12 protein-coding genes are annotated in these 16,306 nt (G+C 70.0%); 7 read left to right on the plus strand and 5 right to left on the minus strand.

Going from position 1 to position 16,306, the window contains the following annotated elements:
* Positions 1 to 19: 19 nt before the first annotated feature.
* Positions 20 to 1,447: an MFS transporter gene (locus NWFMUON74_RS12120; protein ID WP_187687905.1), complete on the plus strand. Its 1,428-nt coding sequence runs from the start codon at positions 20 to 22 to the stop codon at positions 1,445 to 1,447.
* 9 nt (positions 1,448 to 1,456) lie between these two features.
* Here the strand turns inward: NWFMUON74_RS12120 and NWFMUON74_RS12125 are convergent, their stop codons facing one another.
* The 4 genes from NWFMUON74_RS12125 to NWFMUON74_RS12140 all read right to left on the minus strand — a co-directional run bounded on the left by NWFMUON74_RS12125 (position 1,457) and on the right by NWFMUON74_RS12140 (position 7,531).
* Positions 1,457 to 3,427, minus strand: coding sequence for a S9 family peptidase (locus NWFMUON74_RS12125; protein WP_197987008.1), 1,971 nt, complete (start codon positions 3,425 to 3,427; stop codon positions 1,457 to 1,459).
* A 14-nt stretch (positions 3,428 to 3,441) separates the two neighbouring features.
* Positions 3,442 to 4,317: a LuxR C-terminal-related transcriptional regulator gene (locus NWFMUON74_RS12130; RefSeq protein ID WP_232110981.1), complete on the minus strand. Its 876-nt coding sequence runs from the start codon at positions 4,315 to 4,317 to the stop codon at positions 3,442 to 3,444.
* A gap of 23 nt (positions 4,318 to 4,340) precedes the next feature.
* Positions 4,341 to 5,651, minus strand: a complete 1,311-nt coding sequence (gene secY / locus NWFMUON74_RS12135; protein ID WP_187687906.1) for a preprotein translocase subunit SecY — start codon at positions 5,649 to 5,651, stop codon at positions 4,341 to 4,343.
* Between the two features lie 167 nt (positions 5,652 to 5,818).
* On the minus strand, positions 5,819 to 7,531 hold the full coding sequence (locus NWFMUON74_RS12140; RefSeq protein ID WP_187687907.1) for an ABC transporter ATP-binding protein: 1,713 nt from the start codon (positions 7,529 to 7,531) through the stop codon (positions 5,819 to 5,821).
* 302 nt (positions 7,532 to 7,833) lie between these two features.
* On the opposite strand from NWFMUON74_RS12140, the gene NWFMUON74_RS12145 reads away from it, so the two are divergent.
* From NWFMUON74_RS12145 to NWFMUON74_RS36545, 6 genes are all read left to right on the plus strand, one after another.
* On the plus strand, positions 7,834 to 8,712 hold the full coding sequence (locus NWFMUON74_RS12145; RefSeq protein ID WP_187687908.1) for a hypothetical protein: 879 nt from the start codon (positions 7,834 to 7,836) through the stop codon (positions 8,710 to 8,712).
* 123 nt (positions 8,713 to 8,835) lie between these two features.
* The gene (locus tag NWFMUON74_RS12150) at positions 8,836 to 9,510 is read left to right on the plus strand and encodes a HEAT repeat domain-containing protein (protein WP_187687909.1); all 675 of its coding nucleotides are present in this window, start codon (positions 8,836 to 8,838) and stop codon (positions 9,508 to 9,510) included.
* Entirely contained in the window at positions 9,504 to 10,508 is a 1,005-nt protein-coding gene (locus NWFMUON74_RS12155) for a HEAT repeat domain-containing protein (RefSeq protein ID WP_187687910.1), read from the plus strand. The genes NWFMUON74_RS12150 and NWFMUON74_RS12155 overlap by 7 nt, the downstream gene beginning before the upstream one ends.
* 441 nt (positions 10,509 to 10,949) lie before the next feature.
* Complete coding sequence (locus NWFMUON74_RS12160) at positions 10,950 to 12,314, plus strand: APC family permease (protein WP_232110982.1); 1,365 nt, start codon at positions 10,950 to 10,952, stop codon at positions 12,312 to 12,314.
* 73 nt (positions 12,315 to 12,387) lie between these two features.
* The gene (locus NWFMUON74_RS12165) at positions 12,388 to 13,194 is read left to right on the plus strand and encodes an SAM-dependent methyltransferase (RefSeq protein WP_187687912.1); all 807 of its coding nucleotides are present in this window, start codon (positions 12,388 to 12,390) and stop codon (positions 13,192 to 13,194) included.
* A gap of 163 nt (positions 13,195 to 13,357) precedes the next feature.
* Positions 13,358 to 14,725, plus strand: coding sequence for a lipase family protein (locus NWFMUON74_RS36545; RefSeq protein WP_269475332.1), 1,368 nt, complete (start codon positions 13,358 to 13,360; stop codon positions 14,723 to 14,725).
* 88 nt (positions 14,726 to 14,813) lie between these two features.
* Here the strand turns inward: NWFMUON74_RS36545 and NWFMUON74_RS36550 are convergent, their stop codons facing one another.
* A complete protein-coding gene (locus NWFMUON74_RS36550) occupies positions 14,814 to 16,178 on the minus strand; it encodes a lipase family protein (protein ID WP_187687913.1) in 1,365 nt (454 codons plus the stop codon).
* Positions 16,179 to 16,306: the final 128 nt, after the last annotated feature.

Raw genomic sequence — 16,306 nt, forward strand, 5'->3', positions numbered from 1 at the left:
ATTATGAGAGGTTGCTCCTATGCCCGCACGCGAGTCCGAGCATCCGAAGGCGGTCCTGCTGGTCGTCTTCCTGGTGATGTTCCTGGTGTCCCTCGACCTTTCGATAGTCAACGTGGCGTTACCCGATATCGACGCCGCGCTGGAGTTCGGTCCCTCGGCGTTGAGTTGGGTGATCAACGCGTTCATGCTTCCCTACGCCGGCCTGATGCTGCTGGGCGGGCGGCTGGCGGACCTGACCGGCCGCCGCCGGCTGCTGCTGGCGGCCCTCGTCCTGTTCGCGGTCGCCAGTGCCGCCGGTGGCGCCGCGCAGGAAGGCTGGCACCTGATCGCGGCGCGGGCGGTGCAGGGGCTCGCGGCGGCGGTGTTGTCGCCGATGTCGCTGGCGCTGGTGACCTCGGAGTTTCCGGAGGGGCCCGCACGGTCGAAGGCGATGGCGGTCTGGGGCGGTGCCGGTGCGGCGGGTGGCGCGTTCGGTGTCGTCATGAGCGGCGTGCTGACCGACAATCTCGACTGGCGCTGGGTGATGTGGGTGAATCTGGTGTTCGTCGCCGTCGCGCTGGCCGCCGTCGTGCGCGGCGTGCGGGACAGGCCGGTCGCCGGGCGCGGGCCGATCGATCTGCTCGGCGCGGTGGCGGTCACCGTCGGGATGACGGCGCTGGTGGCGGCGGTCATCGCCACCGAGCGGCAGGCGTGGGGATCACCGGTCGTGCTGGGCTGGTTCGCGGGTGGGATCGTGGCGCTGACGGTGTTCGTCCTGGCCGAACTGCGCGCGGCCGACCCGCTGGTGCCGCTCGGCTTCCTGCGGCGGCGGTCGCTGATCGGCGCGACCGTGTTCGGGTTCATGCTGGTGTCCGGACAGGTCGCCAGCTTCTACTTCGTCTCGCAGTTCCTCCAGCGCGTGCTCGAATACAGTTCCACCGCAACCGGTTTGGCGTTCCTGCCGTTCTGTGTGGGAGTTTTCGTCGGCCTGCGCGCGGCGCAGGGAGTGATCGGCCGCGCCGGGGCCCGGCACGTCATTCTGGCCGGCGGCCTGCTCGGTGCGCTCGGACTGCTGTGGTTCGGGCGTGCGACGGAGTCGAGCGGATTCCTCACCGCGGTACTGGGGCCGTCGCTGGTGTGCAGCATCGGCGTCGGTGCGGCCATGGTGGCCATGGGTGTGGCCGGAGTGTCCGGGGTGGCCGCGGAACAGGCCGGGCTGGCGTCCGGAGTCCTCAACAGCTCACGGCAACTCGGCGGCTCGCTCGGTCTCGCGGTGCTGGTCACCGTATCCGGCAACATCATCGGCGACTCGCACGCGAAAACCGATCTCGCACACGGCTATACGACCGCGCTCACGATCGCCGCCGGGCTGCTGGCGGTCGGCTCCGTCGCCGCGGCGATCATTCTGCCCGGCCGCTCGGCGCCCGCCACCGCGCCGCCGGCGCCTGCCGCGGTACCCGTCGAGTAGCGGGGTGGGCTAGGCGAGATTCTCGACCGTGACGGGCTCGATGCCCTCGGCAGCGGGCAGGTCGAAACCGAATACCTGGCCGTAGAAGCTCAATTCGGCGTCCAGCGCCCGGCGGATGTTCTCCGCGCGCCGGAAGCCGTGTTGCTCGCCGTCGAAAACCAGGTACGCCACCGGGATGCGCCGCTCCCGCAGCGCATCGACGATCATCTGCGACTGATTCGGCGGTACCACCGGATCCGCACTGCCCTGCAACACGATCAGGGGTTTGCGGAACCGGTCGACGTGATGGATCGGCGAACGGTCGCGGTAGATGTCGCGCCTGGCCGGATACGCACCGACCAAGCGGTCGAGATAGCGGCTTTCGAACTTGTGGGTGTCGGCGGCGAGTGCCTCGAGATCGGCGATACCGAAATGGTCGGCTCCGGCGGCGAACGGGGTGTCCGCGCGGGCCAGCGCGGCCAGCGTGGTGTAACCGCCGGCGGAGCCGCCGCGGATGGCGAGCCGTCGCGGATCGACCCGGCCGCGCTCGCTCAGCCAGCGGGCCGCGGCGACGCAATCGGCCACGTCCACCACACCCCACGCACCCTCCAGCAGTTCGCGGTAGGCGCGGCCGTAACCGGTGGAGCCGGCGTAATTGACGTCGACCACGGCGAAGCCCCGACTGGTCCAGTACTGGGTCTGCGGTGTCAGCGCGGGCAGCGCGTGCGAGGTCGGCCCGCCGTGCATGAGGACCAGCAGCGGCGGCAGTTCCCCGGCCGGGCCGCGATACCGGCTGTTCGCGGGCGGGTAGAACAGCGCGTGCGCGGTGCGCGGCGCACCGGTGCGGTCCACCGAGGGAAAGCGGATCGGCTCGGGCACCGAGACCGAGGCGGAGTCGAGACCGAGCTCACGCGGTGCCCGCAGGGTCTCCACCCGCGTTGTGCCGCCTACGAATTCGATGCGATAGATGCCGAGTTCGGTAGTGGGCGTGGCCGCCACGACGACCACACTGTCGGCGCCGGCGCGCTCGACCGCGGTGATGACCGAGAAGGGCAGGTCGAGATCGGTCACCGAGCCGTCCGTGCGGCGCAGGCCGAGGCCGTCGTAACCGTCGCGCCAGCGGGCGAACACGATGCGGCCGTCGGCGAGCACAGTGTAGCGGGCCGAGCCCAACTGCCAAGCGGGCATGCCGATTTCGGCGTCCAACTCGATCACGGGCGTGACCGTCGTGCCGGGTGTCCAGCGGTAGAGATTCCACCACCCGCTGCGATCGGACAGGAACAGCAGCGAGCCGTCGACCTGCCAGCGCGGCTCCAGGACCGACTCGCCCGGCCCGCCCGCGACGACGGTGTCGGCGCCGGTGGCGAGATCGCGTACCCGCAGCACGGTGTCGTCCCACGGCATGGACGGGTGGTCCCAGGACACCAGCGCGAGCGCGCTCCCGTCCGGGCTCAGCCGGGGCGCGGCGACGAAATCCGGCCCGCTCACCAGCACTTCCGGCGGCGACGGCCGATCGGCGGCCAGCCGCACGATCTCGTTGCGGACATCGACCGCGCCGCGCCCGCCGTCGGGGTGGTGCTCGCGGACGGCCACGACGGTGGCGCCGTCGGGACCGAGGTCGCCGTCGCCGTACCGGTCGCCGCGCGGTGTGGCGGGGACCGGGGTCAGGGGTGACGGCACGCCGCCGGGCGCGAGCCGGTACAGCCGCTGGTCGGACCAGTTCGCGAACCAGACCACGCCGTCGCGGACCCACCAAGCCGCGCCGCCGTATTCGTGCACCGCGGTGCGCGCGTCCATGCCTTCCGGCAGCAGATCGGTGACGGTGCCGTCGGCGGCGCGGCGCACGATCTGGGTCCGGCCGCCCTCGCCGGGACGGCCCTCCGACCAGTAGACGTCGGTGCCGTCCACGTGGACGTCCCACAGCCGCACCGCGGCGGCGACGACCAATTCGGAGGTGACGGGGGTCGGCCACGAGCCGAAGGGCGATTCGGTGATGGTCACCGGCTCAGGTTAGATCAGGCGCGCCCACCCGCATCGGCGGCGCGGGGCACGAGGTGGCGGGTGTGGGCGTAGACCGCGGCGTGCACGCGGTCGCGGACGCCGAGTTTCGACAGCACGTGGGAGACATGGGTTTTGACGGTCTGCTCGCCGATGCCGAGCAGTTCGGCGATCTCCGGGTTGGTGTGGGCGCGGGCGATCAGCTGCAGGATCTCGTGTTCGCGCGTGGTGAGCGACTCGGCTTCCGGCGCGGGCGCGAAGGGCTCGATGCCGTGGGCCAAGCGGGTGACCAGGCGGCTGGTCAGGCGCGGGTCGATCAGCGCGTCCTGGTGCGCGGCCCGGCGGATGGCCGCGACGAGCCGGTCGGCGGCCAGGTCCTTGGTGAGGAACCCGCTGGCGCCGAGACACAACGCGCGATACAGGTTCTCCTCGGTGGCGTGCTCGGTGAAGGTGAGCAGCCGGGTACGGTCGGCGAGGGCAGGTTCGGCGGCGAGGGCGTCGTCCGGATCGGGGGTGTCGAGATCCAGGACCGCCACATCGGGCCGCAGCCGCCGGATGTCGGCGGATGCGGTGGCCGCGCGGACCTCCGCGACGCAGTGCAGGTCGGGCTGCGCGCCGACGACGGCTCGCACACCGGCCCGGAAGACCACCTGATCGCCCGCGATCACCACCGAGATCGTCGAGGTCCGGGTGGCGGGCCGGGGAGCGGTGTCGGAGCTTGCGGAAGGCGTTGGCGTACAGCCGGTTTCGCCTTGCCCCTGAGCGCTCTCGGTGCGACCCCCGAGCGTGGTGTCGGCGTGCGCGCAGCCCGCCGTGAGCATCGTGGCGGTCGCCGCGAGCGCCAGCGAGGACGCCGCCCGGGCCAGCAGACGTCGCGAGGAATTGGTGGCCATGGTCGTCCGACTGCCCCTCCGGTTCAGCGCAGGAAGCCGGTGTAGTTCCTGCTCATCAGTTGGCTCTCGATCTGCTTGATCGTATCCAGCCCGACGCTCACCACGATGAGTGTCGAGCTGCCCGCGAACATCAGATTCTGCGCCGAACCGGTCGCGCCCAGGCTCAACACCAGATTCGGCAGCACCGCGACCGTGCCCAGATAGAGCGAACCGGGCAGCGTGATCCGGCCGAGTACCCGGCTCAACCGGTCGGCGGTCGGCGCGCCGGGGCGGTAGCCCGGGATGAAGCCGCCGAACTTCTTCATCTCCTCCGCGCGCTCCCGCGGGTTGAAGGTGATCGCGACATAGAAGTAGGTGAAGAACAGGATGAGCGCGAAATAGACGGCGATGTACACCGGGCTGCCCGCGTCGGCCAGATACCGCCGCACCATCGCCTGCCATCGGCTCGAATCATGCTGCGCCAGTTGGGTTATCAGGTTCGGCAGGTACAGCAGCGAGGACGCGAAGATCACCGGGACGACACCGGCCTGGTTGACCTTCAACGGCAGATACGTCGAGGAACCGCCGTACATCTTGCGGCCCACCACGCGCTTGGCGTACTGCACCGGAATCCGGCGCTGCCCCTGCTCGACGAAGATCACCGCCACGATCACCCCGAACGCGCCGAAGCAGACCAGGCCGAAGATCAATCCGCCCTTGCTGTCCAGGATCGCCCTGCCCTCGCCGGGGATGCGGGCCGCGATGCCCGCGAAGATCAGCAGCGACATGCCGTTGCCGACACCGCGTTCGGTGATCTGCTCGCCGAACCACATCACCAGCGCCGCGCCGGCGGTCATCACCAGCACGATGATGATCATTCCGAAGATGCTGTCGTCGGCGAGAATTCGCTCCGGGCAGTTCGGCAGGAGATGCCCGCGTCCGGCCAGCGCGACCAGGCCGGTGGCGTGCAGGATCGCCAGCGCGACCGACAGATACCGGGTGTACTGGCCGATCGTGGCCTGCCCGGTCGGGCCTTGTGTGCGCAGCTCGTCGAAGCGCGGGATCACGACCGTGAGCAGCTGCGTGATGATGCTCGCGGTGATGTAGGGCACGATGCCGACCGCGAACACCGACAGTTGCAGCATGGCGCCACCGGAGAACAGGTTGATCAGCTGGTAGATCCCGGTGTCCTCGCCGCCGGAGAGCTGATCGACGCAGTGCCGGATCGCCCGGTAGTCCACGCCCGGCGAGGGCAGTGCGGCACCGAGCCGGTACGACGCGATCAGGCCCAGCGTGAAGAGGATCTTCCGCCGCAGGTCCGGGGCACGGAAAGCCGACACCAAGGCGGAAAGCACGGATCCTCCTCATGAACGATGGTCACGAGGTCCCGACGGTACGCAGCGGGCGCGGCCGCCGACGTCGCCCACGAGGTCGACTTCCGCCTCCCCCGACAGCGGGAGACGCACGCGCGCAGGCGGATCCGTTCCGCGTCGGCGGGACCACGGGGACAGCGCCGGTGGTGTCACCCCTTCGCGTCGATGAGCTGCCGGTAGCGCGGATTTCGGGCGAGGAGTTCGGTGTGGGGGCCGGTATCGCTGATTCTGCCGTCCGCGAGGAGGACGACGGTGTCGGCTTCGCGGATGGTCGACAGGCGGTGGGCGATGACCAGCAGCGCGCACTCCGCTCGAACGGCCTGGATGGTCACGTGCAGGGCGCGTTCGGTCTCGGCGTCGAGCATGGCGGTGGGTTCGTCCAGCAGCATCAGCACCGGGCGCCGGATCAGCGCGCGCGCCAGGGCCACGCGCTGCCGTTCGCCGCCGGAGAGGAGTACGCCGTGCTCGCCGACGGAAGTGTCGAGGCCGCGGGGCAACCGGGCGACGAGGTCGGACAGACCGGCGAGTTTCAATGCGCGCTCCAGCTCGTCGTCGGACAGGCCGGGTTCCCGGTAGGTGAGATTGTCTCGGAGACTTCCGAACAGCAGCGGGGCGTTCTGTTCCAGCAGGCTGATATCCGAGCGCCATTCCCGCCGCGAGCGCTGCGAGTACGAGCGGCCGCTCAGCAGAATGTCACCGCCGTCCGGTTCGTAGAATCTGCTCACCAAGGAGAACACCGTGGACTTACCGGCGCCCGAATGGCCGACGAGGACTACGTGGCCGTGTGCCGGTACCGAGAAGGTCACGCCGTCGAGAACCTTTCGCTCGCCGTAGGAGAAACGCACGTTGCGGAATTCGAGGGCGGCAACGCCGTTCTGCGCAGTGTTCTCGAATGTCGTGGGCGCCGGGCCGATGTCGTCGTGTTTCTCTGCGGGCAGTTCGAGTGTCGAAGTTATCCGGCGGAGCGCGCCCAGGGCTCTTTGCAGCTCGACGGAGCCGTTGAACAGATCGCCGACCGGGATCAGCAGGTTCATCGCGAGCAGCATCATCGATACGAGATCGCTCAACTCCATCTGCCGATGCGCTACCCGGACGCCACCGACCAGCAACGACACCACGAACGAACCCGTCACCGCCAGGTGCATGGCCGGATTGCCCAGCGCCTTCAGCCGGGCGGCCCGCAGTCCGGCGGAGAACGCCGCGCCGGCCAGTTCGGTCAAGCGCTCGTGCTCCCGGTCCTCGGCATTGTTGACCTTGACCGTGCGCAGCCCGGTGAGCGCCCGCTCGATATCCGCCGACAGCGCCCCGACACTGTCCTGCAGGCGCGTCGAGGCCACCTCGATCCGCGTCATCACCAGCAACATCGCGCCCGCGGCCACACCGACGGTGACGATCACGATCGAGAACAGCACCCAATCGAGACAGATCATCACCGCGACGGTCCCGACCAGCGTGATCGTGCCGGTGAGCAGCTGCACGAGACTGGTGCCCACGGCATTGCGCACCACTGTGGCATCCAGTGTCACCCGCGAGATCAGATCCCCGACCCGCAGCGATTCCAGGGTAGGAATCCGCAACCTCAGCAGGTGCCCGGCCAAGCGGTCACGAACCGTCAAAAGGACGGATTCACTGGACCTTTCGAGAATGTAGACGCCACCGGTATCGACGACAGCGTGCAGCAGGTACGCTCCGACGAGCGCGGCAAGAGACCACGCCATGGTCTCACCCGCCACCGCGTCCCGGACCACACGTCCCGCCAGCAGCGGCTGCGCCAATGCCGACCCGGTACCCGTCAGCAGCAGCGCCGTCGCCACCAGCAGCGATTTCCGCTGCGGCGCAATCAATTCGAGTAACTCGCGCATTCTGCGCAACCACGAATCGCCCGGCCGGACGTCGTCGCCCCTCGCGGTCTCCCCCTGAACAGCCCTGTCTCCCACCACATCCCACAACGTAGCCGACCGCCGAGCGGTACGGGCACGGTCGGCACCCGGCTCATACGCTCCGGCCGACGGCGGCGCGCCATTCCCAACGAACGCCGGGACCGCTAGCATTGTCCGCACGGCACGCTCGGGTGTGGTCTGTAACGCGTCGCCGTAAGTATCTGCCGCATGACTGTTCGGTGCACCGACTCTTCCGCACTACGAGAATGCGATCAGGGGGAATTATGTTCACAGGACGTACGTCTTGGCCTTCGCACCGTCCGCTCGCCGCGCCCGCGCTGGCGGAGTACAAGAACAGGCTGGTGCTGGTGTGGTCCACCCGGGACGGCACCATGTACATGGCGTCCGGGATGGAGACCGACGGTGTAGTCGATGCGAAGCCGCTGCCGGCCGATACCAGCCTGCAGCGGCCGTCCCTGGCCGCCCACCCCGACGACGGCAGGCTGTATCTCGGCTATACGCGCACGGACGGCCGGATATGGCTGGCGTGGTCGGACAACGGCGTCGACTACAACGATCGCCGCCCCTGGCTGCAACCGCCGATCGGCGGCCCCGCGATAGTGTCCGACAATGTCACTTTCTGGCTCGGCTATACCGAACAGGGCAGTCAGGCCGTACAGGTGGTGCAATCGCAGAATCCGACGTTCTTCGAAACATACGTGAGTCCCACCCCCACCGAATACAGCGTGGACACACCGGCATTGCTGCTCCATCCGTCCAGGGGTGGGCTGCTGGCGTGGACGAGCGTCGACGTCGCCGGTCGGCACCTCAACGCGCGCTTCCTCGGTATCGGCGCACCCCCGACCCTCGGCATCTTCAGTGACACGCTGATCGGCGGGCCCAACCTGTTCACCATCGGCGGCCGCAGCGTAGCTGGATACACGGGCCGCAACACGAACATCTACATGGTCTTCGATATCGACAATCTGGACGAGGCACGGTCGGAGCGCTGGAAATTCGCCGACACCAGCCCGTGGCCGCCCGCCGTCGCCACGGTCGACGGCACGACCTACGTCGCCTGGTTCAGCACCGGCGGCGACAACGACCTCAACTTCGCCGATCTCGGCTCGATGCCGACCATCTACCGGGGTGACAGCGGGTGAGCGAGCCCGCGGGCACTGCCCGAATCTGTGAGCGTGGCCTCATGGTCCAGGGAGTCGCGGCGGTGCTCGGGCTTGACCTTGTCACTGTGACAAGGCCTTCACTGGGTGCCGGAGGTGGTTCCCATGGCATCGATGGACGGAAACGCACAGGACGTGCGGCTGCTGGAGGGGTTGGCGGCCGCGAATTCGTCGACACGGCTCGCGGCGGCGCTGGCGATCGGCACGCGAGGGGAGGGCGATTTCGCGGATGCGCTCGTGGCGCGGTGCGCGGTCGAGCCGGACTTCTTCGTGCGCGACATGCTGACGTGGGCGTTGACCCGCCTGCCGACGGAGCGGACGCTGCCGAAGCTGCTCGCCGAACTCCGGTCCGAGCGTGCGCAGGCGCGCAGCCAGGCATTGCATACGCTGTCCAAGATCGGGGACGGCGCGGCGTGGCCGGCGATCACGCCGTCGCTGCTGCGCGACCCCGACGACGAGGTCGCGCGCAGTGCGTGGCGGGCCGCGGTGGTGCTGGTGCCGGACAACGAAAAGGAAAGGCTGGCAAGCGAACTGGCTACCCAGATGGGGCGCGGTGACCGGGAGGTACGGCTGAGTCTGAGCCGTGCCCTGGTCGCGCTCGGCGACGTGATCGAGCCGGTCCTGCACACGGCCGCGACCGGCGCGGACCCGGAGGTGCGCGCGCATGCGCGAGCCACCGAGCGGTTGCTGCGTGATCCGGATGCCGGATTCGACCTCGCCGTGGACCAGGCCAGGCGGGTGGTCGCGCTCGGCCCCGAGCGAGCGGAGTCCGCGTGCTGATCGGCGAGGTGGCGCGGCGCTCGGGCGTGAGCGCCCGGATGCTGCGCCACTACGATTCGCTCGGGCTGGTGCGGCCGACCGGCCGCACCGTCGGCGGCTACCGCGAGTACGCCCCCGCCGACATCCGGCGGATCTTCCAGGTGGAGGGGCTGCGGTCGCTGGGACTGTCGCTGAGCCAGATCGGCCGCGCCCTCGACGATCCCGGCTTCACCTTCGCCGCGCTGGTCGGTGACCTCATCCGCCGGTCCGAGGAGCGACTGAGCCGCGAGCGCGAGCTCCTCGACCGGCTGCGCGCGGTCGACGCGGCCGAGCCCGCCGACTGGCAGGACGTCCTGCGCCTGGTCGCGCTGCTGCACGGCCTGGGATCCCGGGACGCCGCCCGGCGACAGCAGGCCGTCCTCGCCCCGGCCGAGGACGCCGCGGTGCCCGCCGAACTGCTCGCCGAAGCGGTACTCGCCGAACCGGATGCGAACGTCGCGGGGGCGCTGCGCTGGGCGCTGGCGCGCACCGGCGACGACGGGGTGGCGACCGTGGCCGCCGGAATGAACTCCCCGGACGCCGATGTCCGGCGCCGTGCGGTCCTGGCGCTCGCCGAGCTGCCCGGCGAGCGAGCGAACGCGGTGCTCACCGACGCGCTCACCGACGACGACCCGGTGATCCGCCGACATGCCGCGCTCGCGCTCGGCGCCCGCGGCGAGACCCGGGCCGTACCGGCGCTGGTGGCCACGATCGTCGCGGGCCCCAACGACGTCGAGGCCGCCGAACTGCTGGGCGCGCTGGCGTCGGACCCCAACTGGGCGCAGCGGATCATGACCGCGCTGACCGCCGAACTCGCCGCGCCGACCGCCGCCGCCGCGGCCCGGATCCGCCTCACCCAGGCCCTCGCCGAGATGCCGGGAACCATCGCGCTGGGCACCCTCCGGCAACTGACCCGCGACCCCGACCGCGCCGTCTCGTTGATCGCCACGGCACTCGTGGACCGGCTGGAACAGTCTTGATCCCCGCGACCGCGACCCGCTGGAACAGGCTCGATCCCACGCGATCGTGGCCCGCTGGAGTGGTCTCGGCGCTACGTGATCGCGGCTCGTTGGAGCGGTCTCGAACGCACGCGATCGTGGCTCGCTGAAACCGTCCCGGTCAGACGCGATTGCGGTCCGCTGGAGCGGTCTCGGCGCTACGTGATCGCGGCCCGTTGGAGCGGTCTCGAACGCACGCGATCGTGGCTCGCTGAAACGGTCCCGGTCAGACGGGATCGTGGCCCGCTGGAGCGGTCTCGGCGCTACGTGATTGCGGCCCGCGGGAACAGTCTCGGCGTTACGTGATTGCGGTCCGTAGGAACAGGTGAAACACCACGGTCGTGCGCCGTTCGACCGGGCCGTCCGGTTCGGCGTGGGCCGGGCGGGTATGTGGCGGTTATGCCTACTTCCCTGAGACGGGCCGTGAGCACGCGCCTGCTGTACTTCTTCATCCTGGGCGATGTGCTCGGCGCCGGGGTGTACGTGCTGATCGGTTCGGTGGCGGCGGCGTCGGGAGGTGCGGTCTGGTTGCCGCTGGCGATCGCGCTCGGGCTGGCGACGCTCACCGCGGGGTCGTATGCCGAACTCGCGACGAAGTATCCGCGGGCGGGTGGTTCGGCGCACTACGCGACCCTGGCGTTCGGGCCCGCGGCCGGATCGCTGGTCGGGTTCTGCATGCTCGCGGCCGGAGTGGTGTCGGTGGGCGCGCTGGCGCGGGCGTTCGCGGGGGAGTATCTGCAGGCGCTCGTGTCGGCGCCGACGGCCGTGGTGATCGTCGTGTTCCTGGTCGCGCTCGCGCTGCTCAACATTCGCGGGATCAAGGAGTCGCTGCGCGCCAACGTCGCGGCGAGTCTGGTCGAACTCGGCGGGCTGCTGCTCATCATCGGGCTGGGGGCGTGGCTGGTCGTCCGGGGTGACGCCGATCCGGAGCGGCTCACCCACGTGGGGACCGCCGAGCAGGGCGCCGTCCCGGCGGTGCTGGCCGGAACCGTGCTCGCCTTCTACTCCTTCGTCGGCTTCGAGACCTCGGTGAACCTCGCCGAGGAGGTGCGCGACCCCCGGCGCTCCTATCCCACGGCGTTGTTCGGCGCGCTGCTCACCGCGGGCGCGGTGTACGTGCTGGTGGGTGTGGTCGCCAGCGCCGCCGTGCCCACGGACGAACTCGCGCGCTCCAGCGGTCCGCTGCTCGAGGTGGTGCGGCGCGCCGGTGGCGTGCCCGAGCGGCTGTTCAGTGTGATCGCGCTGGTCGCGGTCGCCAACGGGGCACTGCTGACCGGCATCATGGCCTCGCGGCTCGCCTACGGCATGGCCCGCGACGGACTGCTGCCCGCGGTCCTGACCCGCTTGCTGCCCGGCCGCCGCACACCGTGGGTGGCGGTCGTCGCGACCTCGGGCGTCTCGCTGATCCTCGCGCTCACCGGCGAGGTCGCCGCGCTGGCCGAGACGCTCGTGCTGCTGCTGCTCGTCGTGTTCGCGGCGGTGAACTGCTCGGTACTGGTGCAGCGGCGGCATCCGGTCGGCAACGACCATTTCCGGATCCCCACCGTCGTCCCGTGGCTCGGACTCGCCTCGTGCCTGTACCTGTTCACCCGCATCGAAGCCGCGGTGTGGGCGCGCGGGCTGATCCTGGTCGGCGTGGGCATCGTGCTCGCTGTCGTGAACGCGTTGCGGGCCAGGCGGGGCAGCGCGCCGAATTCCCATGACGGACAACGGGTCCGACGCGACCTGGACGACGGTGGCCCCGGTGACGGCGACGGTGGCCGGACGAGCGTGTCACCGGTAGCGTAGTTACGCGAACGAGTGGACACAGTGCGGCGCGAGTGTGGTTGGCAGACAGCACTGTTCGAGGGAAGGCGGCGGTATGGACCCGCGGTTCCGGCTGGATGACACCATCGACATGAACACGCCCAGTATCGCGCGGATGTACGACTACGTCCTCGGCGGCGGGGCGAACTTCGAGACCGACCGGCAGGCCGCGGACGCGATCCCGGAGGGCATGCCCGGCAGCCGGGAGTGGGCGCGGGCGAACCGGTTCTTCGTCGGCCGGGCCGTCACCGCCCTGAGCGAGCTGGGTTTCGACCAGTTCCTCGACCTCGGCTCCGGCGCGCCGACGGTGGGCAGCCCGCACGAGATCGCGTTGCGGCACAACCCCGCCGCCCGGGTCGCCTACGTCGAACGCGAGCCGGTGGCCGTCGAGTACGCCAACAAGATGCTCGCCGACCAACCGCAGGTCTCGATGACCTGGGCCGACCTGCGCGACATCGACAGCGTGCTGGCCGCGCCCGGCGTGGCGGGCCTGCTCGACTTCGACCGGCCCGTCGCCGTGCTGGCCATGGCCGTGCTCGACCTGCTCGAGGACATCGACCCCGCCGAACTGACCGCCGCGTACCGCGATGCGTGCAGCGCCGGTAGCGCCCTGGGCATTTCGCACGCCGTCGGGCTGACGCTGACGCTCGAACAGCAGGAACAGGTGCTGTCGGTCATGCGGCGCACCAACACTCCCGGCGCGGGCTTCGGCACCATCGACGACGTCGCCGCCTTGCTGGACGGCTACACGCTGCTCGAGCCGGGCATCGTCCCGGTGGGCGCCTGGCGGCCGCTGGATCCGGTCGACGAGGCGGACGCGCGGCGGGCCAACTACGTGGGCGCCGTCGGCGTCAAGGCGTGACCACCCCGGCGATCTAACAGAGCCGGCCGGCCTCGGCTTGGGAAAACTCACAGTGTGGGTGGTGGGCGTCTCAGGTGTGGTGACAGAGCACGCAACACCCGCTGGGAAGGCCCCTTGACGATAGCTACGCTGTGCGAGTTCATCCGACTCGAGGACGAGGTCCGTGAAAACCCTTCTGGCAGTTCTAGCAACCGTGCTCGTCAGCACCGCGGTGCTGGCCACCCACCCCGCCACCGCGGCACCACCCCCACCCGCCGCACCCGGCCCCTCCCCCCTGCAGGAATGGATCGACAACACCATCCCCGCACCCCCACTCGACCCCGCACCCCCCGCCGCCCCCACCCCCCAGCACCTCACCAGCGACGACCAGACCACCCTCTGGAAATCCGTCCTGTCCACCCCCACCGGCGACCCCACCTTCGACACCTGGCCCACCGGACTCGACACCCTCACCCCCGGCCACATCATCGAAACCCGCGACGTCACCGCGACCGCGGCGATGCGCATGGCGACGCCCATCTCGCGCGCGCTGCTGCTGAAGTACCGCTCCACCTCCGCGACCGGCACGCCGTCGTTCGGCACCGCCACGCTGATCACCCCGGCGGCCCCGTGGACGGGTCCCGGCCCGCAGCCGGTGCAGGTGAACGCGCTGCCGATCAATTCCCTCGGCGCGCACTGCACGCCGGGGTACCAGATGTCGCACGGCCTGCTGGAGAAGCCCAATACCGATCTCACGGTGTTCATGCCGTCCATCTGGTGGGCTCTCGGCCAGGGACACGCGGTCCTCGTGCCCGATCACGAAGGTCCCCTGATGGCCTACGCCGAGCCCAACGTCGCCGGGCACATGATTCTCGATGCGATCCGGGCCACCCGGACGGTGGACGACAACGCGTTCGGCGCGAGCCGTTTCGTGGTCAGCGGCTACTCGGGTGGCGCGATCGCCTCGTACGCGACGGCCATGCTGCTCGACGAGTACGCGCCGGAACTGGCGGAGGTCGTCGTGGGCGCGGCCGCGGGCGGGGTGGTCACCGACAACCGCAATGTCGCTCACCGGTTCAACGGCAACATCTCCTCGGGGATCCTGCTGTCGGTGGCGCTGGCCGTGGCCCGCGAGCACCCGGAGATGTTGCAGTACACCAATCATCTCGCGCAGTGGGTGGCGTCCTCGCCGATCAAGGACATCTGCGGCGACGCCGACGGCCCGCTCGGCGTGGTCGGTTTCCCGATGGATGTCGTGGCGAATGTCGGCAATTCGCTCGACGGCGCCTTCGCCGACGAGATGTTCGCCCGGCTGGATCTCGTCGGCCGCACCTCGGCGGTGCCGCTGTACATCTACCACGGCGCCCACGATCCGTGGATTCCGCTCGACGACGCTCAGCGCACGCATCGCCAGCAGTGCGGCCGTGGCGTCGCGTCCGTCTTCCGGGTGGTGCCCGGCGAGCATCTGATCGGGTACGCCACCGGCTCCCCGGGGCTCGACGACTGGCTGCTCGCGCGGTTGCGCGGCGAACCGGCGCCGCGCGAATGCTGAGGGGCACAACGGAATAGGTAGGTAAGAGAGCGCCCACCCGGCCGCTCGTCCGTGGACGAGTACGGCGGGTGGGCGCTCGACTATCGGGCTACGCGCATTCGTTCGGCGCGGGCTCGCCGCGCAGCCGGGCGTCGATCCAGTCGGTGGATCCGGCGCCGCCGTTGAGCATGGCGGAGACGTGTTCGCCCGGCACCGTGCGGAACTGCGCCGCGACGCCGAGCGCGCACTGCCGCTGATACATCTGCCGCGGGCCCTGGATCGGAATCCAGAAATCGTCGGCGCCATGGTAGATGTACAGCGGCACAGCCGATGTGCGGTCGGTCAGGTCGGTCAGCCGCTCGATGTGCTCGGCGATATCGCTCTCGAGCGGTTGGTCGATGTTCGTCGCGACCTCCATCGGGATGCCCACCGCGCCGAGCGGGCCGTCCGCCTCGCCGCAGATGTTCTTCAGTGGCGAGGTCGCCACCCACCGGGCGAGGTTGTTCATGTACTGCAGCATCTCGGGATGTTCGCGCGAGATCGCCAGCGACACCGAGAGCAGGATTCCGGAGGCGCTGCGGCCGTTGAACACGTGGGCGACCGCGCCGTAGTCGGTCACCAATCCGCCCACGGACGCGCCGACGAGCACATCCGCCAGTTCGGGTGCGTACTCCGGCAGCAACATCGCGGTCGCGTAGGAGGCGATCGATCCGCCCGAGTAACCGGCGACCGCGAAACGGCTGGCGCCGAACTCTTCCGGGAACAGCGATCGCACGGCTCGCATGGCATCGAGGGTCATGTGCCCGGCGACGGTGGGCTCGGCGTAGGCCACCAGCGGGCCCTCGTGGTCGGGCACCAGGATGGCCTGGCCCTTGTTCAGCGCGTCCGCCACACCCGGCAGGAAGACGTTGATGCCGTTGTTGTCGCGACGGCCGTGCGCGATCGTGTAGCCGGGGGTGCACTGCAGACCGAGTGCGTTGATCGGCATGGTGTCCACCCGCACCGGCCGCGGGTCCGGACCCGGCCACGCGACGGCGGGCACGAGGAATGTCGCGGTGCCGAACGAGGGTGTGCCCGTCGCGGAGGTGGAGCGGTACTTCACCAGCAGCGCCCGCGCGATCGGGGCGTTGACGAGCGTGGCGGCGGTCGCGGTGACGTCGCGGGTTTCGATGATGTGGCCGGGGGTGAGGGTGTCGAGTCCGGTGGGCCAGGTGTCGAAGGTGGGGTCGCCGGTGGGGGTGGACAGGACGGATTTCCAGAGGGTGGTCTGGTCGTCGCTGGTGAGGTGCTGGGGGGTGGGGGCGGCGGGGGGTGCGGGGTCGAGTGGGGGTGCGGGGATGGTGTTGTCGATCCATTCCTGCAGGGGGGAGGGGCCGGGTGCGGCGGGTGGGGGTGGTGCCGCGGTGGCGGGGTGGGTGGCCAGCACCGCGGTGCTGACGAGCACGGTTGCTAGAACTGCCAGAAGGGTTTTCACGGACCTCGTCCTCGAGTCGGATGAACTCGCACAGCGTAGCTATCGTCAAGGGGCCTTCCCAGCGGGTGTTGCGTGCTCTGTCACCACACCTGAGACGCCCACCACCCACACTGTGACCGGCCCCAACA

Source organism: Nocardia wallacei (assembly GCF_014466955.1).
In the GTDB taxonomy this organism is placed as follows: Bacteria; Actinomycetota; Actinomycetes; order Mycobacteriales; family Mycobacteriaceae; genus Nocardia; species Nocardia wallacei.